Origin of the sequence: Dactylosporangium sp. NPDC051541 (assembly GCF_044454505.1) — a bacterium.
In the GTDB taxonomy this organism is placed as follows: domain Bacteria; phylum Actinomycetota; class Actinomycetes; order Mycobacteriales; family Micromonosporaceae; genus Dactylosporangium.
Map to the genome: position 1 here is coordinate 62675 of NZ_JBITDU010000013.1, position 18858 is coordinate 81532.

The window sequence follows — 18858 nt, forward strand, 5'->3', positions numbered from 1 at the left end:
ACGTGCTCCTCTCCTGCGCCGGATGGCGCTGCCAGCGGATGATCTCGATCTCCGACATCCCGGGCGGCAACCCCGTCGCCCGCAACGACCCCGAGCACTACTCGATCAAGTTCCAGATCTGCCCGGACTGCCACAAGAGCTTCTGCGACCGCTGCGTGGCCCCGAAGACGATGCTGCGGGCCGCGAAGTGCCGCGAGTGCGGCGGCAAGCTGGTCGACGGGTCGCAGCGGCAGAAGGTCAACGGCACCGCCGTGGCCCCGCTCGTGCAGCTCCACGACGAGGGCTACCGGCACGGCGCCGCGGGCAACATGCCGGCCGCCCTCGGCTGCTTCGACCAGGTCGTCGCCGCCCGCCCCGACTACGTCGCCGCGCACTTCAGCCGGGGGATGGCGCTGCGCAACCTGGGCCGGCACGACGAGGCGATCGCCGCGTTCGAGCGGGCCTTCGCGCTCGACCCGCGCAACCCGCAGTCGATGTTCGACGTCGGCAGCATCTACGCCGCCACCGGGGATTACGACCGGGCCCTGGCCGCCTACGACCGCGCCCTCGCGGCCGAGCCCCGCTACGTCGGCGCGATGGTGAACAAGATGGTGGCCCTGCTCAACTCGGGCCGGGCGCAGCTGGTGCCGCCGCTCGCCGAGCACGCCTTGATGCTGGAGGCGGCCGGCCAGTCGGCCGACCACACCCCGAACGCCACCGGCTACATCAACGGGGCCAAGGGCGCGGCGCTGCTCGCCCTCGGGCACAACCCGCAGGCCCTGGCCGCCATCGACCAGGCCATCAACGACGGCCCCGACACCCCCGACAACTACCGCAACCGGGCCACCGCCCTCGAGCGCCTCGGCCGCGCGGAGGAGGCCGCGGCGGCCCGGCGGATCGCCGAGCAGCTGCGGTGATCCGCCGCGCGGCGGCGCCGGCAGGTTCGTTTGAACCATTGGGCGGGGGTTGCCCGTAGTTGCTGTCAGATGGCCGGCAACCGGGCGGTGGTGGATCGATGACAGCGTCGCGCTATGCACAGGGTGTCGCGACGACCCGGGACCCGGCCGTGCCGGTGACCGCGGTGCCGGTCACGTCCGTGCTCTCCAACGGGCGCTGGGACGGCTGGGGCGACCACCCGGTCCCCCCGCCGCGCCCGCCGGAGTGGACCCGCCCGACGAGCGAATGGCAAGGGCCGGACTGGACCGCGGCCCCGCCCCGGGAGCGATACCCGGACTGGGGCCCGCCGCCGGCACCCCGGCACTCGGCCGTCCGCCGCGGCGGCCGCGCGCTGCGGTGGATCGTCGGCGTGATCATGCTCGTCGGCCTCGCCGGCATAGTCAGCGTCGCCGGGCTGGTGGCGATGTTGGAGGCGCGCTCGGATGGCCCGCAGGCGCGCCCGCCCACGACCGCCGCACGGCCCGGTGCGGCGGTTCCCGCCCCGCCCGGCGACGCGCTCACCGCGACCCAGGAGCCGTCCCTCGCCCCGTCCGCGACCCTCGACACGGCGACGATCGTCAAGTCGGTGAACAAGAGCGTCGTGAACATCACGAGCACCCTGGGCCTGCGCAACGCCCGGGCCGCCGGCACCGGCGTGCTGCTGAGCAACACCGGCCTGGTCCTGACGAACAACCACGTCATCGCCGGGGCCACGGCCATCAGCGGCGTCACGGTGGCGACCGGCCGCTCCTTCACGGCGACCGTCGTCGGCTACGACCGCAGCCACGACATCGCCGTCATCCAGCTCGCCAACGCCTCCGGCCTGACCCGCCTGGCCGTCGCCGACTCCGGCAAGGTCCAGGTCGGCGACGACATCGTCGCCGTCGGCAACGCCGGCGGCCAGGGCGGCGAGTCCGTCACCGGCACCGTCACCGGCCTCAACCGCACGATCACCGCCCAGGACCCGGAGGGCGGCAGCTCCCAGCGCCTCACCGGCCTCATCCAGGTCGCGGCGGCCATCAAGCCCGGCGACTCCGGCGGCCCGCTCGTCGACCGCACCGGCCGGCTGATCGGCATCAACACGGCCGCTTCCACCGACACCGGCGACTCCATCGGCTTCGCCATCCCGAGCAACGCGGCCCTGGCCATCGCCCAGCGCATCACCAACGGCGAGGCCTCCGACACCATCCACATCGGAGCGACGGCCCTGCTCGGCGTCACCACGAAGGACGCCGACGGCCGCGGCGGCGCCGAGGTCACCGGCATCCTCGCGGACACACCGGCGGCCCGCGCCGGCATCGCCGAGGGCGACGTGATCCGCTCCCTGGACGACAAGGACGTTACCGGCGCGGCCGGCCTGACCGCCCAGATCGACGCCCACCGGCCCGGCGACACGGTCCGCCTCACGTGGATCGACCGCACGGGCCGCACCCGCACCGCCAACGTCCGCCTGGCGACGGGTCCCGCCGGCTGATCGTTCACCCGGTCCAAAGTCCGGCGGCGGTACCGCGAGCGACGTGCTCCTCGTACGTGGCGACCTTGCCCTCGATCAGCTCCAGACACGCACCGAGCTGCCGGAGCTGCTCCTCGACCCGCAGCTGATGCCGCTTGAGCAGCTCGAGCCGCTCGGCCTCGTTGCCCGGCCCCTCGCGGACGAGCGCGGCGAAGCGCCGGATCGACTCGAGGGGCATGCCGGACGCCCGGAACTTCGTGCACACGTCGAGCCAGTCGAGGTCCGGCTGCCCGTACACCCGCCGCCCGCTCGGGTCCCGGCGCACCTCGGTGTGGAAGAGCCCCTCCCGCTCGTACATCCGCAGCGCGTGCACGCTGAGCCCGGTCCGCGTCGCCACTTCCCCGATGGTCAGCTCCATCCCGGCAGCGTAATCGTCTTGCGTTAGACCGCGGTCTAGCGGTTAGCGTCCGCCGCATGACGTTCGACGCTTCCACCACCGCCGACGAGGTCCTCGCCGGCGTGGATCTGACCGGCCGGACCGCGATCGTGACCGGGGCCGGCTCCGGCATCGGGCGGGTGACCGCGGCCGCCCTGGCCCGGGCCGGGGCGACGGTCGTGGCCGGGGTGCGTGACCCGGCCGCGTTCGACCTGCCCGGCGTCGAGGCCCGGCGGCTGGACCTGGCCGACCTCGACCAGGTGGCGAAGTTCGCGGGTACCTTCGACACGGCCGACATGCTCATCAACAACGCCGGGGTCATGGCCTGCCCGCTGACACGGGTCGGCGCCGGGCGCGAACTGCAGTTCGCGGTCAACCACCTCGGGCACTTCGCGCTCACGCGGCACCTGTGGCCGGCCCTGCTGCGCGGCGCGGACGCCGTCGTCGTGGCGGTCTCCTCGAACGTGCGGCCCGACGCGCCGATCCGCTGGGACGACCCGTACTTCGTCGCCGAGCCGTACGACCGCTGGGCCGCCTACGCCCAGTCGAAGGCGGCCAACGCCCTGTTCGCCGCGCACCTCGACGTCCTCGGCCGGCCGCACGGGGTCCGGGCCGTGTCCGTGCACCCCGGTGCGATCCTGACCCCGCTGCAGCGGCACCTGACCCGCGAGGAGATGGTCGCGGCGGGGTGGATCGACGCGCAGGGGCGGGCGGCGGAGTACTTCAAGACCGTCGAGCAGGGTGCGGCCACGCAGGTATGGGCGGCCGTGACCCCGTCCGTCGCCGGTGTGCACTGCGCCGACTGCGCGGTCACCCCGTTCCGTCCGGACCCCGCCGACGCGGCCCGGCTGTGGGCGTTGTCGGGGCGGCTCACCGGCCTGCCGCTGGACCGGGTCGGCGCGGCTACTGGGCTCCTTCCGGGGTGATGCCGCGGCGGCGGGCGAAGCGGCGGCTCAACGGTTCCAGGGAGCGGGCGAGGATCGGGCCGAGCACGGCGAGCACCAGCACGTAGGCCGCGGCCAGGGGGCCGATGCTCTCGTTCAGTCCGGCCGAGACGGCCAGGCCGGCGATGACGATGTTGAACTCGCCGCGCGGGGTCAGGGCCACGCCGGCCCGGGCCCGGCCCATCGGGCTGATCCCGGCCCGCTTCGCCGCCCACCAGCCGGTGGCCAGCTTCGTCAGGATGCTCACCAGGGCCAGGAGCAGCGCGATGCCCAGCATCGGCGGCAGCGCGGCCGGGTCGGTGTGCAGGCCGAAGAACACGAAGAAGACCGCGGCGAACAGGTCCCGCAGCGGGCTGAGCAGCTCCCGGGCGGTGTGGGCGAGCGGGCCGGACAGGGCGATACCGACCAGGAACGCGCCCACGGCCGCCGAGACCTGCAGCAGCTGCGCGACCCCGGCGACCAGGACGGTGAGGCCGAGGGCCTTGAGGAGCAGGACCTCCTCGTTGGGGGAGGCGATGAACATCTCGACGTAGCGGCCGAACTTCAGCGCGATGACGAGGATGACCGTGATCGTCGCGGCCGCGATGGCGAGCGTGGTCAGGCCGGCGGCGAAGCCGACCCCGGCGAGGAGGGCGGTGAGGATGGGCAGGTAGACCGCCATCGTCAGGTCCTCGAAGACCAGCAGGGACAGTACCACCGGGACTTCGCGGTTGCCGAGCCAGTTGAGGTCGGCCAGGACCTTCGCGGTGATCCCGGACGAGGTCACGTAGGTCACGCCGCCGAGCGCGACCGCCGCGACCGGGCCCCAGCCCAGGATCAGGGCCGTCGCCACGCCGGGGGCCGCGTTGAGCACCAGGTCGACCACGCCGGATATCGCGTTGTGGCGCAGCGTGCCGACGAGCTCCGGGGCCGTGTACTCCAGGCCGAGCGTGAACAGCAGCAGGATGACGCCGATCTCGGCGCCGGTGGCCGTGAACTCCTCGCTCGTGGCCAGGGGCAGGAACCCGCCGTGGCCGAAGGCGAGGCCGGCGATGAGGTACAGCGGGATGGGGGAGATCCCGAACTTGGCCGAGACCGCGCCGAGCAGGCCGAGGCCCAGGATGACCGCGCCGATTTCGATGAGGACGGCAGCACCGTGCATGCGCGGGTCAGCCGTTGGCGAGGATGTCGGTGACGGCGGCCGTGCCCTCTTCGGTGCCGACCACGACGACGAGGTCGCCGGGGATGAAGACGAAGTCGGGGCGCGGGCTGGCGAGGATCTGCCCGGCCCGGATCACGGCGACGATCGACGCGCCGGTGCGGGTGCGGGCCTGGGTCGCGCCGAGGGACCGCCCGTCGTACGGCGAGCCGGCCGGTATCGGCACCTGGACCGTTTTCAGGCCGGTGACCTGGCGCTGCAGGTCGGCCAGGCGCTCCACGATGCGGGCGGTGCCGAGCAGTTCGGCGACGCCGTTGGCCTCGTCGGTGTTGAGCGACAGGGTGGCCACGACGGTGTCCGGATCATCGATGCTGTACAGCACGATGTCCCGCCGCCCGGAGACGTGGGAGACGACCGCGGCGTGCTGGCCCTTGGCGGTCACGAACTCGTGCCGGAGTCCGATGCCGGGCAGGGCGGTGCGTTCGACGTCCACGGTGCGTCGCTCCTTACATCACGGGTCGCGCGCCAGGCGCGGGTCGGCTCGCGCGAGAGCGCGGGCAGGGGGAGCCCCAACCTTGTCGAATCGATGTGACCGAACCTCCGCGGCGCCATGACAGTCGTATGACAAAAGGTGCCAAACCGTACAGCGTCGCTGGTTGGTTCGTTCGCGCCCGGCCGGGGTAAGGGCCGCCGGATGGAGCCGTTCACCGAGGAGACCGCCCGGGCCAAGGTCCAGGCGGCGCAGGACGCCTGGAACACCCGCGACCCCGGGCGGGTCGCGCTCGCCTACACGCCGGACTCGGTCTGGCGCAACCGCGACCGGTTCCTGCGCGGCCGGGCCGAGATCGTCGCGTTCCTGCGCGAGAAGTGGGCCCGGGAGCTCGACTACGTGCTGCGGGCGCCGGTCAGCTAGCGCAGTTGCGGCTGGTGCGGGTCTGGTCGGGGGAGCTGTCGTCGGACGTGATCCCGGACGGTACCCCGTCGAAGAGGGCCTCCACCTTGTCGCCGTTGCCGCGGGTGCGCTTCGGGTCGCGGCCGTCGTCGAGCTGCTCGTAGTGCAGGTGGTCGACGGTCGTCGAGCCGGTGTGGCCGACGACGCCGATCGGCTGCCCGGCCGTGACCCGCGCACCGGTGCGGACCTTCGGGACGGCGGCGAAATGGCCGTACTCGGTGTACCAGTTGCCGCCGTGGTCGATGATCACGCCGTAGCCGAGGCCGCCGCGGGTGCCCGAGGACCCGGGCGGGGCCGGCTGGCCGTCGCCGAGGGTGGCGCTCCAGCCGGCCCAGGTGACGGTGCCGGCGGCCGAGGCGAGCACCGTCCGGCCGCCGGTGGGCCCGCCGGTGAAGAAGAAGTCGATGTCGAAGTCGTCGTGGCCGGGGTACGTCGTGAGCGTCCACACCTCGCCGCACGTGAACGGCAGCTGGAAGGCGGGCCGCGGCCCGGTCGGCGGCGGCGGCCGGTCGGCGTCGTGCGCGCGCAGCTTGATGACGGTCCACGACACCGCGACGCAGACCGCGATGAGCCCGAGCACGGCCCAGCGGTACGCCGCGCGGCCGGTCATTTGCGCCAGGGCGCCGCGGGCTCGCACGGGTCGGTGCGCTGCGGGTTGCGGTCGATGCGCGGCTTCGTCACCGTGGACTGCACGCCGAGCCGGCCCAGCGAGTCGTCGAAGTCGCTCTGCCAGCCCAGCTGCATGTACTTCTCCAAAGCCTCGTTGATCTTGGCGCACAGGTTCGGCGAGTTGTTCGGCAACCCTACGCCGTACTGCTCGGTGCCGATGTTGACGAAATTCGGCACCTCCTGGCGCTTGTCGGCCGGCAGCGCGTTGACGTACGCCTGCACGATCGACAGGTCCGTCGACACCGTCAGCTCCGGGTCGTCGTTGCGGAAGAACCGCTGGAAGCAGCCCTGCACCGTCGTCTCGACCACCGGCTGGATCTGCAGCTTGCGCAGCCGGTCCTCGGCCGTCGAGCCGGCCGGCACGCACGCCTTCTTCACGTCGGGCAGGCTGGTGGCGCTCTTGTTGTGCGTCGCGAATCCCTCGGCGTCGTTGAAATACGGCCCGGCGAAGTCGATCCGCTTCCGGCGCCCCTCCGTGATGGAGAAGTTGGCGATGACCAGCTTCACCGGCTTGAGCTGGTCGTCACCCCAGGGGCCCTCAAGGGCTTCCAGACGATCGTCGAGCCTTGTCAGCGGTACCCACTGAATGCTCTTCATGTCCGGGAAGTAATCGAGCAGCGCTCGCGCCACGGCGACGTCGAACCCCGAACGGCTCGACGAGGTCCCCTCGTTCCAGCCCGGGTAGCCCGGGTCGACGAAGCCGATCCGCACGTCGCCGGCCATGTAGTCGAACGGGTCCGGCTCGCGCTCCCACAGCCACACCACGACGCTCACGATCGCGAGCGCCACCACCGTCACGGCCGCCACCAGCCGGCGGCGCCGCCGGGGCGGAGCCGGTGCGCCGTCGCCCTTGCGGCCGCCCCAGACCCCGCGGGCGATGAGGATCGACATGACCACGCCGACCGCCTCGACCGGCAGGGTCAGGATCCCCGCGACGTTGGCGCCCCACTTCTGGTTGAGCAGCAGCAGCGCGACCAGGCAGGCCAGCAGCAGCAGGACCGGCGTGAGCCAGTGCAGCTCGTCGCGCAGGGAACGGGGGCGCTCGGCCGGCTCATCGTCGGTCGTGGACATTGACGGATAGTACGTCATTGATCACATTGCGGCCGCCCGCCGCCGTCGCCGCCCGGTGATCACGAGCACATGTCGGGTACCTGTCGGCAACCCCGCGAGAATCCACCGCTATCTGCCGAATCGACACCTAACCGTCACGTGTGCACTGGTCAGGGGGCGGTAATGTAAGTGGCGGCGCAGGGTGGCATCCGGGCAGAGCTGGGGGGCGTTGCAGGAGACCATGGAGCTTGACGGGCGGTACCGTCTCGACCGGCTGGCCGGGACCGGCGGGACCGCGGAAATCTGGCATGGCGCCGACCGGCTTTTGCACCGGCCGGTCGCGATCCGCATCCCGCGCCGCTCCGGCCCGGACGTGACCGACCAGTTCCTCACCGACGGGCGCACCGCCGCCCGTCTCGTCCACGCCAACATCGCCGCCGTCTGGGACGTCGGCCTGGCCGAGCTGCCCGACCGCGGTGAGACGCCCTACGTCATCATGGAGCTCGCCGACGGCCCGTCCCTCGACGTGCGCCTCGAGCCGGGCCACCCGGCCGGCCCCGTCGCCTGGCGCGCCTCGGCCCGCATCGGCGCCCAGGTCGCCGCCGCCCTCGCCCACGCGCACGGCCAGTGGGTGACCCACGGCGGCCTCACCCCCGCCAAGATCCTGCTCAGCGACATCGGCGCGAAAGTCATCGGCTTCACCGGCGACACCGAGTACGACCCGGCCGCGGCCGCCGCCGACGTGCGCGCCCTCGGCACCGTCCTGGCCACCGGCGTCGGCGGCCGCGCCGGCGACGGGGCGCCGGCCACGCTGTTCGAGCTCGTCGAGCGCTGCCTGAGCGCCGACGCCGCCGCCCGCCCGTCCAGCGACGAGGTCGCCCTGGTCCTGGCCGAGCTGTCCGGCACCTCCGTCGACCTGCCGGCCTGGCTCAGCGAGGCCGCCGAGTCCCGCCGCACCGCCGTGCTCGCCGCGATCCGCCCCGACATTCCCCGCGACGGCCACCCGTCGTTGGCCTCCCGGCTGTTCCGCCCCGGCCGCTTCCCCCGCTTCGGCCAGGCGGCGGGCCGCGCCTCCGGCCGCAACGGCAGCCGCCACGCCGCCGCCGACGGAGCCGCCCGCCCGGCCGACGTCGAGTTCGTCAACCTCGACCGGGCCGCGTTCGCCGACCACGCCACCGACGCGGGCGGGCGGGTGGCGCGGCTGGGCTACGTCGACCTCGACCCGGCCACGTTCGGCCGCCACGCCGCCGAATCCCGCGCTTCCGCCGCGGACTCCCGCGCTTCCGCCGCGGACTCCCGCGCGTCCGCCGCGGACTCCCGCGCGTCCGGTGTGGGCTCCAGCGCCTCCGGGGCCTCCGGTGTTGACGGCCGGGTCTCGGGTCTGGACGGCCGGGTCTTCGGGGCCGGTGACCACGCCGCCGGTTCGGGTCGCCGCGTCCACTCGGACTCCAGCCCGACCGTGCACTCCACCTACGCCGACCTCGTGGGGGCGGACGACGAGTTCCGGGACCAGAACCCGACCGTCTTCGCCGCATACGTCCCCGACACCGAGTCGCAGCCCCGCCCGTCCGTCCGCTCCGCCCACTTCACCGAGCCCGACTCCGTCCCGACCGTGCGCGCCGGCCACGTCGCCGACACGGACTCGGACCGTTCCGTGCGCTCGCTGCGTTCGTCGCGCTCGTCCCGCTCGTGGCTGTCCTCGCGCTCGGCTCGTGCGTCCGGCTCGGGTGCGGGTGTCGCGGGTTCGGGGCGGTTCGCGTCGCTGTGGCCGGCTCGTTTCGCATCGGGCGCTGCGGCTTCGGGCGCCGGGGGTTCGGGCGGCGGCCGGTTGGTAGCTTCGGGCGCTGCGGCTTCGGGCGCCGGGGGTTCGGGCGCTTCGGTTTCGGGCGGCGGCCGGTTGGTAGCTTCGGGCGCTTCCGGTTCGGGCGCTTCGGCTTCGACGTCGGCTTCGGGCGGCGGGCGGTTCGCGGGTTGGGGTTCGGGCGGTGGGCGGTTCGCGGGTGTCGGGGGGTTCGCGCGGGCCGGGGCCGTCAGTGGCAACGAGTTCGTGCGGAACGTCCGGGCGTTCGTTCGTGGTGATGGGACCTCGCAGTCGCGGCGGTGGGCGTTCCGGACCGGGGCCGTGACCGCCGGTCTCGCCGTGGTGCTGGCCGGGGCGGTCGGGGCGGTCGGCTCGTCGGTGAACGGTTCGAAGCCGTGGTTCGGCCGGGTCCCGCAGGTCGCCGCCGTCCCGCCGGCCATCGACACGGCACCGACCCCGCAGGACGCCGCCCCGCTGCCGTCGACCGCGCCGACCACCGCCGGTCCCGTGCCGACCGCGACCGTCGCCGCCACCGCGAAGAACCGCCCGGTGACGAGCACGACCCACCCGACCCACACGACGACGACGGCCCCGCCGGTGATCCCGCCGACCGAGTCCTCCCCGAAGCCGAGCACCTCCCCGACGCCGACCGCGACCAAGTCTCCGACGCCGACGACGTCGCCCACCACCTCCCCGACGGCGACCCTCTCACCCGACCCGACCGACACCGACCCGTCACCACCCGCCGACGTCGCCACCGACCCGGGCACCCAGCCGGCCACCAGCGGCCCGCCGCCCGGCTTCACCGACGTGTCCGGCTCCACGGCCATCTCCGACTGACCCGGCGTTCGCCCGCACGAACGCGTCCGACCGCACGAACGCGTCCAATCGCACGAACGCGTCGATTGCGCAAATGCGTTCGATCGCACGAACGTGTCGGGTTGCGCGGAGACGAACACGGCCGGTTGCGCCGATGCGTCTGGTCGCACGAGCGCGTCGGTTTGCACGAACGCGTCGGGTTGCACGGAGACGGACACGGCCGGTTGCGCGAATGCGTCCAATCGCACGAGCGCGTCGGTTTGCACGAAGACGAACACGGCCGATTGCGCAAATGCGTCCGGTGCGCCGAATGCGTCGGGTTGCGCAAATGCGTCCGTCTGCACGCTGACTGACCGCCCGGCCGGCGCTCGACGGCTGGTGATCCGCCGCGTGCGACAAGCCGTCGCGAACGAACGCGCCCGGGGCCGGTCGGGGATCGGAACGTCGCGGGCGGACGGGCCGGTGCTCTCAGGAAACGTCCAGGTAGCGGCCGTATCATCGTGGGCTGAGGGGAGTACCTCGCAAGGCCGACCCGGTCAGTACGAGCCGCCGATGCGGTTCCCGGGCGGCCACCCGCCGCAGGTGGGTGAGGGAGACCTCGGACGTGTCACGCTGCGTTCGAGGAGTCTCGCATGCCTTCTGAGTCCATCGCGTCGCCCCAGCTGTGGGCGGTGACCATCGCCGTCCTCCTGGGGCTGCTCGCCCTCGACTTCGTCATGACCCGGCGGCCGCACGACGTGCCGATGCGCGAGGCCATCGCCTGGTCGGTGTTCTATCTGGCGCTGCCGGCCGCGTTCGGCGTCTACGTGTGGGTCGTCCACGGCGGGGAGCCGGGGGTCGAGTTCTTCACCGGCTATGTGGTCGAGAAGTCGCTGTCGGTCGACAACCTGTTCGTCTTCATGCTGCTGCTGACGGCGTTCGCGGTACCGTCGAAACTCACGCAGCGGGTGCTGTTGTACGGCATCGTCGGTGCGCTCGTCCTGCGTGGCATCTTCATCGCCGCCGGGGCGGCGCTGCTGTCCGCCGGGACGTGGGCGTTCCTGCTGTTCGGGGCGGTGCTGATCGTGACCGCGGCGAAGGTCCTGCGCGACGCCCTGCGCGGCAACGAGCACGCGGTCGACCCGGGGCAGATGCGGGCCACGAAGCTGCTGCGCCGCCTCATGCCGGTCACCGACGAGTATCACGGGACCAAGCTGACGATCCGCCAGGCCGGGCGGCGGGCGCTCACCCCGATGGCGCTCGTGGTGGCGGCGGTGTTCCTGACCGATGTGGTGTTCGCGGTCGACTCGGTCCCCGCGGTGTACGGCGTGACCAGCGACCCCTACCTGGTGTTCGCCACGAACGCGTTCGCGCTGCTGGGGCTGCGTGCGCTGTACTTCGTGCTGCGCAACGCGCTGTCGAAGCTGCGCCACCTCAACCACGGGCTGGCCGTGATCCTGGCGTTCATCGGCGCGAAGCTGGTGCTGCACTGGGCGCACACGGTGTGGTCGTGGGTGCCGGACATCCCGACGCCGCTGTCGCTGGTCGTCATCATCGCCACCCTGGGCGTGGTGACGGCGACGAGCCTGCTCGCCAACCGCCGCGACGCCTTGGCCCAGAGCCCGTGACGGCACGAAACCGGGAGTGAGATCCGTGGCGGCCGGCGGTACCGTCGGCCCCATGGACGACATCGACAGCTTCGACCCCTACGCCGGGGCGGAAGAGTACGACGGGGCGGAGCTGCTCGACGACGTCATCCCGGGTGACGATCCAGAAACGCGGTGACGTAGACCAGCGGCGCGTTCCAGCGCACGCACAGGTCGTTGGTCGTCTCCGAGGTCGGCTCGTCCAGGTAGCACAGCTGCGGCGGCCGGCCCGCGAGCCGCGGGTCGCTCGGGAACCCCGGCGTCGGCACCGAGTTCGCGCCGCCGGCGAGCGCGCCCGGCGGCGGTGGCGGCATGGCCGGGTCGAGGTCGTGGCCGAACTGGCGGGTCCGCAGGTGGCGGCTGGCGTCGGGCCCGTAGCCGACGATGTAGCTCTGCCCGAGGCCGTTGCGGCCGAGCAGGTAGTCCATCCCGCGCGCGACCCCGTCGCGGAACCGCCGCGCACCGGTCAGCTGGTGCGCCACGGCGAGGACGACGAGGTTGTTGAGGATCCGGCCGTTGGAGCCCCACGACCAGCCGCCGGCCGGCGCGTACGGCTGGCCCCAGGGCTGGCGGGCCTGCAGCTCGAGGAGCCGGTCGCCGGCCTGCCGCACGCCGTCGGGCGGGATGCGGCCGGCGAGGGCCAGGTCGAGCTGGGTCGGGCCGCTGACGGCGTCGAAGTCGAACCCGTCGAGGGGGAAGTCGCCGGTCGGGGTTTCGAGGCCGAGCGCGGCCGCGGCGAAGGCGAAGTCGTCGGTGACGTCGGGGTCGCCGTAGGGGCCGCCGCCGTACCGGCCCTCGTCGTCCGGCGCGATGAGGTCCGGGTGCGCCGCGGCGGCCCTGTATGCGGCGTGCGCCATGGGGAGGTATGCCGGCTCGTGCAGTACCAATGCCGCTTTCGCGACAACCGCGGCGAGATGCAGGGTCGCCGCCGTCGAAGGCCGGTGCAGGACCCGTTCCGTCGGGTCCTCGTGGGGCCATCCAGGCATGGGCGACCAGGTGTGGCCGTGGACGCGGTGGAACGCCATCCCGGCGTAGGGCTGCCCGTCCGGCACGCGCATCCGCAGCATCCAGGCGAGCTGAAACCGGCACTCCTGCTCCAGGAGCGGGTCGGGGCGCAGCCGCTGCGCCTCCAGCAGCTGCCAGAGCGCGATCCCGCCGCTGACCGTGTACTTGCCGTAGTCGCCGGCGTCGTACCAGCCGCCGGACACGTCGAACGTCCCGGTGGGCCGCCACCCCGGGTAGACCCGCTCGCCGACGCCCGGCACGGCGGTGTCCGCGGTGTGTCCGGCGGGCCGGCCGTATCCGGGGGCCCGCGCATCGTCGATCGGGCACCCGGACCGCAGCAGATAGAAGACCCGCAGCGCGTCGCGGTACAGCGGCCCGTAGAGCCCGGAGCCGACCCGGAACGGATGGCTGTGGTCGTCGCCGGCGACGAGGTGATACCCGGTGCCGTCCGGCAATGCGCCAAAATCCAGCAGGTGTACTGCCAGTGCGCTCGCGGCATCGACTCCGCGCGGCTGCGAGGCTCCCCGCAGTACCACCGAAGCATCTTGCACAACGGCGAACGGCTCGGCCGCGGCGGAGTCGTGCACCCAGGTGGCGCACTTCGGGCCGGCGGTGAGGTAGCCGACCTGGTTCACCCGGATCAATGGCCGCATCCGGCCCAGGGTAGTGCTCAGGGCCGGAAGCTGCCGCGGTACTGCGTCGGTGTCCGGCCGGTCAGTTCCCGGAACGCGGCGTTGAACGCGGACAGCGAGCCGTAGCCGACCCGGAACGCGATCGTGGTGATCGGGAGGTCCCCGGCCGCCAGCTCCTCGACCGCCCGCAGGACCCGCATCCGGCGCAGCGCCGCCCGCCAGGTCATGCCGGTCTCGTCCTCGAAGCGCCGGGCCAGGGACCGGGGCACCAGGCCGACCGCGGCCGCGATGTCCTCGAAACGGACCGGGCCGCCGAGCCGCTCCTCGGTGAGCCGCAGGGCCCGGCGCAGCTCCGGCGACCGGCCGGCCGGCACGACGACCGGGCTCGGCTCGGTGGCCAGCCGCCAGGTGACCGCGGCGAGCGCGGCGAACAGCGTCTCCGCGTAGGCCGGGAGCGGTTCGTCGCTCTGGCCCCACGGTCCGCACTCGGCGACCAGCGCCCGGGCCAGGGGGCTCAGGTCGAACACGGTCAGCGGCGCCGGGGGTGCCGCGGTGAAGCCGGTGTCGAACAGGACCGACGCGGTGGTGACCGGCTGCGGGATGCTGACCCGGATCGTCCGGCCGGCCTCGATCAGGGCGGCCCGGGCCGGCGGCAGCAGCCAGGCCTGGCCCTGCGCCTCCAGCCGGAGGGTACCGGCGGAGGCGCAGAGCAGGTAGTGGCGCTCGACGCACAGGTCGCGCGGGGCTTCGGCCGCGAAGGTGCGGACGAAGGTGTACGCCGGCCGGGTCACAGCCCCGATCGTAGGCGTGGCGCTCAGGCGACCGTCTCCAGCAGGTCGGCGTGGAAGCGGCGGCTGACCGGGGCCGCGGTCATCATCGGCCGGAGCACGGCTCCGGAGCGGGCGAACGACTCCGACTCCTGGTAGCCGTTGAACGACGCGGCGTCCTGCCATTCGTGCACGATGGTGACCGCGGTGTCGTCGGCGCGGGAGGAGTACACCCGGAAATTGATGTTGCCGGGCATCGCGTTGACCTCGACGCGCTCGGCGTCGAGCTGGCGCAGGGCGGCCTCGCGGTCCGCCGGGGCGACGGTGAAGTCGACGATGGCGATGAGCATGTGTCGCAACCTCCTGGGTTTCTTGTGGACGCTTCGATCGTCGCGTGGCCGGGGCTCGCTGGGCTTCCGTCAGTGAGACGCGTATGCGCTGCCAGCGGACGGGCGATCTACACCTAGGATCCTAGGATGCCCGAAACAATGTGATCCCGATCCGCAACCCGCGGTCCGGTCAACGGGCGGGCCGCGGTGCCGACGATCCCGGTAGTGCAGCCCGCTGTGGGCTTGCGTTCGCGCGGACGGGAGAAGTGCCGGTGCCACGATCGCAAGCCAGACGGCGGGCCGCGTTCACCGGCCTGGCCGGAGTGCTGCTGGTGCTGACCGGGGTGAGCGTGCTCGGGACCGTCGCCACCCGGCACGCGGCGGGCCGCACGCAGACGGCGTCCATGCTGGCCGAGGCGTACCACCGGGCGCACGAGGCGGTCTCGGCGGAGGAGATCGCCGAACAGCAGTACCGCCTGGAGCCGGAGCGGCACGCCCGGGTCGAGCACGCCGAGGCGGCGGCCGAGCTGGAGACGGCGTTCAAGGACATCGAGTCCCGGGGCGGCTCCTCCGGGCGGGCCCTGGTCGCGCGGGTGCGGGTGCTGCAGGGGCAGTACCTCGCGGGTATGGAGGAACTGTTCCTGGCGGTGGACCGGGCCGACCCGGTGGAGATCCGCCGGATCGACCTCGACGACGTGGACCCGGTCGAGGGCCAGATCGCCACGGCGCTGCGCGAGGCCGAGGAGGAGCAGGACCGGGCCGCGCTCGCCGCCAGCGACCGGCTGTATCAGGTCGAGGAGCTGGTGTTCGTCGCGACGCTGTCGACGTTCGCGGTGGGGCTGGCGATGATCGTGGTGTTCGCGGTCGTGGCGACCGGCTACCAGCGGCGGCTGGTCCGCCAGGCGATGCACGACGAGCTCACGGGCCTGCCGAACCGTTCGGTGTTCAACGCCCGCACGGCCGAGGCGCTCGACGCCGGCCCGTCGGTGCTGATGCTGGACCTGGACCGGTTCAAGGAGGTCAACGACACGCTCGGCCACCAGTACGGCGATGAGCTGCTGCGGCAGGTGGCGGCCCGGACGACGGCGGCGGTGCGCACGACCGACACGGTGGCCCGGCTGGCCGGTGACGAGTTCGCGATCCTGCTGCCGGCGACGGGCGCGGCGGACGCGACCCGGCTGGCGGAGCGGGTCCAGGCGTCGCTGCACCGCAGCTTCGACCTGGTGGATGTGACAGTCGACATCGAGGTGTCGATCGGGGTGGCGTCGTCGCCGCAGGAGGATCTGGTGCGGTGCGCGGACATCGCGATGTACGCGGCGAAGGACACGAAGACCGGCATCGTCGCCTATCAGCCGGCGCTGCACACGGAGGACAGCAGCCGGCTGCAGCTGCTCGGGGATCTGCGCCGGGCCCTGGACGCCGACGATCAGATCACGCTGCACTACCAGCCGAAGGTGTCCCTCGCGGACGGGGCCGTGTGCGGGGTGGAGGCGCTCGTGCGGTGGCGGCACCCGGACCGCGGGCCGATCGCACCCGCCGACTTCATCCCGGTGGCGGAGACGACGGGCCTGATCACCCGGCTGACGTTGTACGTCCTGCGGCACGCCCTGGCCCAGGCGCGGACGTGGCTCGACGCGGGCCGCGACCTGCCGGTGGCGGTGAACCTGTCCCCGCGCTGCCTGCTCGACCCGGGCCTGGTCGAGGACGTGACACGGCTGCTGGCGGAGTGCCGGGTGCCGGCGAACCGGCTGCGGCTGGAGGTGACGGAGTCGGCGGTGATGGCGAACCCGGCCCTGGCCACGGCGACGCTGCTGCGGCTGCACGACCTCGGGGTGCGGCTGTCGATCGACGACTACGGCACCGGGTATTCGTCGATGGCGTACCTGAAGGCGCTGCCGGTCGACGAGCTGAAGGTGGACCGGACGTTCGTGCAGCACATGGACACCGACCACGATGACGCGGTCCTGGTCCGGGGCGCGATCGAGCTGGGGCACAACCTGGGGATGACGGTCGTCGCGGAGGGTGTGGAGACGGAGGCGCACGCGGACGCGCTGCGGGCGCTCGGCTGTGACATCGCCCAGGGCTACCACTACGCGCGGCCGTTGGCGGCGGCGGATCTGGAGCTGTGGCTGCACGCCCGGCACCCGGCGTATCTGTTCTAGATGGTGGCGGGTTGCCGCTCGCCCTGTTCGTCGACGAGGCGGACGGCGATGTTGGACAGGGCCTGGTCGAGCAGGACGCGGTCCTCGGCGTCGGCGAGGGTGATGTCGTCGAGGCGGGTGTCGAGCCAGGCCTTCCACGCGGCCCGGACCCGGTCGAGCTGGGCCTGGCCGGCGTCGGTGAGGTGGACGGTGTCGCCGTCGACGTGGGCGAGGCCGGCGTCGGCGAGGCCGGTGAACGTGGGTTCGAGGACTTCGCGGGGCATGCGGTGGCGGCGGGCGATGGCGTCGAGGTTGGCCTCGCCGCGGACGGTCGCGTGCAGGTGGGTCTGGCCGACGGCCCAGGCCTGGGCCGGGCTGAGGCCGCCGCCGGCGGTGGTGAGGATGCGGTTGATGAAGCCGGGGTCGCTGCCGCGGGTCTGGCGGATGGTGTCGCTGATGGCCCGTTCGAGGCGGCCGACACGGTCGCAGGGCGGTGCCGAGAACCCGTCGCCGACGTCGGTGGCGGCGGCGCGGGCGCTGTCGCGCAGCGGGACCTCACGCAGGAACCAGGCGATGACGAAGCCGAGCAGGGCGACGGGGACGACCCAGCGGAACACGTCGGTGATGCTGCCGGCGTAGGCGTCGATGATGGGTGCGGCCTGGGTGTGGGGGAGCCGGTTGAGCAGTTCGGGGTTGCTGGCGGCGGCGGGCGGGACGCCGGGTTCGCCGGCGAGGGCCTTGGCGAGGGCGGGCCCGAAGTGGTTGGTGAAGAGGGTGCCGAAGATGGCGGTGCCGAAGGAGCTGCCGAGGGTGCGGAAGAACGTGACGCCGGAGGTGGCGGTGCCGAGGTCGGCGTAGGGGACGGTGTTCTGCACGGCGATGGTGAGGACCTGCATGGACAGGCCGATGCCGAGCCCGAGGACGAACATGTACAGCGACTCGAGCCAGGCACTGGTACCGGGTTTCATTGTCGACATGAGGAACAGCCCGGCCGCCATGACGGCGCCGCCGGCGATCGGGAACGCCTTGTATCGCCCGGTCCGGCTGATCAGCGTCCCCGACAGGATCGACGTGGTGAACAGCCCGGCGACCATGGGCAGGGTCCGCACCCCGGACGCGGTGGCGGAGACGCCGTCGACGTACTGCAGGTAGGTCGGCAGGAACGTCATCGCCCCGAGCATGGCGAACCCGACAATGAAACTCAGTGCCGAGCAGACGGTGAACACCGAGTTCTGGAACAGCCGCATGGGCAGCATCGGCTCGTCGGCCCGCATCTCGACGGCGACGAACGCACCGAGCAGGACGACGGCCGCGATGAAGAGCCCGATGATCATTGAGCTTTTCCAGGGGTACTCGTTCCCGCCCCACGACAGCGCCAGAATCATGGCCGACGCCCCGGCCGCGACGAGCGCGATCCCGAGGTAGTCGACGACGGGTTTGATGGCCGCCCGGATCGCCGGCAGCGCCCGGGCCGACATGGCGAGCACGACGACGGCGACGGGCACGTTGATGTAGAACGCCCACCGCCAGCTGAGATGGTCGGTGAACAACCCGCCGAGCGTCGGTCCGACGACGGTGGTGACCCCGAAGACGGCCCCGAGCGCCCCCTGGTAGCGCCCCCGGTCCCGCAGCGGGATGACGTCGGCGATGAGCGCCATGGCCGTGACCATGAGCCCGCCGGCCCCGATCCCTTGCACGGCCCGGGCCGCGATGAGCATGACCATGCCGGGCGCGACCCCGCACAGCGCCGACCCGGCCACGAACACGACGGTGCTGACCTGGAAGACGAGCTTGCGCCCGAAGAGGTCCCCGAACTTCCCGGCGAGCACGGTGGCGACCGTCTCGGCCAGCAGGTACGACGTGACGACCCACGACATGTGCCCGGCCCCGCCGAGGTCCGCGACGATGGTGGGCAGTGCGGTGGACACGATGGTCTGGTCGAGCGCCGCGAGCAACATCCCGAGCAGAATGGCCGCGAACACGACGTTGACCTGCCGCCGGTTCAACACCGCCGGGGCATGCTGGGCCCCCTCGGCGATCGCAGAGGTGCTCATACAAGCAGTCTGCGCCGCGGTTGCCGGCCGAGGGGGAGCTTTGCGCCACCCGCACCGCCCCCGCCTGACGGCCCGATCCGGCGTTGCCGGTACGAATCGCGGGTCGCCCCCAGATGCCTTCTCTTGCG

16 protein-coding genes are annotated in these 18858 nt (G+C 72.8%); 7 read left to right on the forward strand and 9 right to left on the reverse strand.

The features are described 5' to 3' along the window. Positions 1-2: 2 nt before the first annotated feature. Positions 3-896: a tetratricopeptide repeat protein gene (locus tag ACIA8L_RS41810; protein WP_395913493.1), complete on the forward strand. Its 894-nt coding sequence runs from the start codon at positions 3-5 to the stop codon at positions 894-896. A gap of 98 nt (positions 897-994) precedes the next feature. Next, on the forward strand, positions 995-2389 hold the full coding sequence (locus tag ACIA8L_RS41815; protein ID WP_395913495.1) for a S1C family serine protease: 1395 nt from the start codon (positions 995-997) through the stop codon (positions 2387-2389). A gap of 4 nt (positions 2390-2393) precedes the next feature. On the opposite strand, the gene ACIA8L_RS41820 is transcribed toward ACIA8L_RS41815, so the two are convergent. Beyond that, positions 2394-2786, reverse strand: coding sequence for a MerR family transcriptional regulator (locus tag ACIA8L_RS41820; protein WP_395913497.1), 393 nt, complete (start codon positions 2784-2786; stop codon positions 2394-2396). A 56-nt stretch (positions 2787-2842) separates the two neighbouring features. Here ACIA8L_RS41820 and ACIA8L_RS41825 point away from each other — a divergent pair, with 56 nt between their 5' ends. Continuing rightward, positions 2843-3730 carry an SDR family NAD(P)-dependent oxidoreductase gene (locus ACIA8L_RS41825; RefSeq protein WP_395913499.1) on the forward strand — a complete coding sequence of 296 codons (888 nt, stop codon included), beginning with the start codon at positions 2843-2845 and terminating at the stop codon, positions 3728-3730. Here ACIA8L_RS41825 and ACIA8L_RS41830 read toward each other — a convergent pair. After that, entirely contained in the window at positions 3708-4889 is a 1182-nt protein-coding gene (locus ACIA8L_RS41830; protein ID WP_395913501.1) for a cation:proton antiporter, read from the reverse strand. The two genes, ACIA8L_RS41825 and ACIA8L_RS41830, sit on opposite strands and share 23 nt — an antisense overlap. Positions 4890-4896: 7 nt before the next feature. Then, positions 4897-5379 carry a cation:proton antiporter regulatory subunit gene (locus ACIA8L_RS41835; RefSeq protein WP_395913502.1) on the reverse strand — a complete coding sequence of 161 codons (483 nt, stop codon included), beginning with the start codon at positions 5377-5379 and terminating at the stop codon, positions 4897-4899. A gap of 201 nt (positions 5380-5580) precedes the next feature. Here ACIA8L_RS41835 and ACIA8L_RS41840 point away from each other — a divergent pair, with 201 nt between their 5' ends. Further along, positions 5581-5799, forward strand: coding sequence for a DUF1348 family protein (locus ACIA8L_RS41840; protein WP_395913504.1), 219 nt, complete (start codon positions 5581-5583; stop codon positions 5797-5799). On the opposite strand, the gene ACIA8L_RS41845 is transcribed toward ACIA8L_RS41840, so the two are convergent. Beyond that, the gene (locus tag ACIA8L_RS41845; RefSeq protein WP_395913506.1) at positions 5792-6448 is read right to left on the reverse strand and encodes a M23 family metallopeptidase; all 657 of its coding nucleotides are present in this window, start codon (positions 6446-6448) and stop codon (positions 5792-5794) included. The two genes, ACIA8L_RS41840 and ACIA8L_RS41845, sit on opposite strands and share 8 nt — an antisense overlap. Next, positions 6445-7578 carry a transporter substrate-binding domain-containing protein gene (locus ACIA8L_RS41850; protein WP_395913508.1) on the reverse strand — a complete coding sequence of 378 codons (1134 nt, stop codon included), beginning with the start codon at positions 7576-7578 and terminating at the stop codon, positions 6445-6447. The genes ACIA8L_RS41845 and ACIA8L_RS41850 overlap by 4 nt, the downstream gene beginning before the upstream one ends. A 220-nt stretch (positions 7579-7798) precedes the next feature. Between ACIA8L_RS41850 and ACIA8L_RS41855 the strand changes: the two genes are divergently transcribed. Together ACIA8L_RS41855 and ACIA8L_RS41860 are read left to right on the forward strand one after the other, a co-directional pair. Further along, positions 7799-10198, forward strand: a complete 2400-nt coding sequence (locus ACIA8L_RS41855; RefSeq protein ID WP_395913510.1) for a hypothetical protein — start codon at positions 7799-7801, stop codon at positions 10196-10198. Between the two features lie 611 nt (positions 10199-10809). After that, positions 10810-11784 carry a TerC/Alx family metal homeostasis membrane protein gene (locus ACIA8L_RS41860; protein ID WP_395913512.1) on the forward strand — a complete coding sequence of 325 codons (975 nt, stop codon included), beginning with the start codon at positions 10810-10812 and terminating at the stop codon, positions 11782-11784. A 125-nt stretch (positions 11785-11909) separates the two neighbouring features. Here ACIA8L_RS41860 and ACIA8L_RS41865 read toward each other — a convergent pair whose 3' ends face one another. Genes ACIA8L_RS41865 through ACIA8L_RS41875 form a run of 3 tightly spaced genes read right to left on the reverse strand, consistent with a single transcriptional unit; the run spans position 11910 to position 14556 of the window. Next, a complete protein-coding gene (locus ACIA8L_RS41865; protein ID WP_395913514.1) occupies positions 11910-13460 on the reverse strand; it encodes a glycoside hydrolase family 9 protein in 1551 nt (516 codons plus the stop codon). Between the two features lie 17 nt (positions 13461-13477). After that, the gene (locus ACIA8L_RS41870) at positions 13478-14230 is read right to left on the reverse strand and encodes a helix-turn-helix domain-containing protein (protein WP_395913516.1); all 753 of its coding nucleotides are present in this window, start codon (positions 14228-14230) and stop codon (positions 13478-13480) included. Positions 14231-14253: 23 nt separating this feature from the next. Then, the gene (locus ACIA8L_RS41875; RefSeq protein ID WP_395913518.1) at positions 14254-14556 is read right to left on the reverse strand and encodes a putative quinol monooxygenase; all 303 of its coding nucleotides are present in this window, start codon (positions 14554-14556) and stop codon (positions 14254-14256) included. Positions 14557-14807: 251 nt separating this feature from the next. Here ACIA8L_RS41875 and ACIA8L_RS41880 point away from each other — a divergent pair, with 251 nt between their 5' ends. After that, a complete protein-coding gene (locus ACIA8L_RS41880) occupies positions 14808-16697 on the forward strand; it encodes a putative bifunctional diguanylate cyclase/phosphodiesterase (protein ID WP_395913519.1) in 1890 nt (629 codons plus the stop codon). Here the strand turns inward: ACIA8L_RS41880 and ACIA8L_RS41885 are convergent. Further along, the gene (locus ACIA8L_RS41885) at positions 16694-18730 is read right to left on the reverse strand and encodes a DHA2 family efflux MFS transporter permease subunit (RefSeq protein WP_395913521.1); all 2037 of its coding nucleotides are present in this window, start codon (positions 18728-18730) and stop codon (positions 16694-16696) included. The genes ACIA8L_RS41880 and ACIA8L_RS41885 overlap by 4 nt on opposite strands. Between the last annotated feature and the right edge of the window lie 128 nt (positions 18731-18858).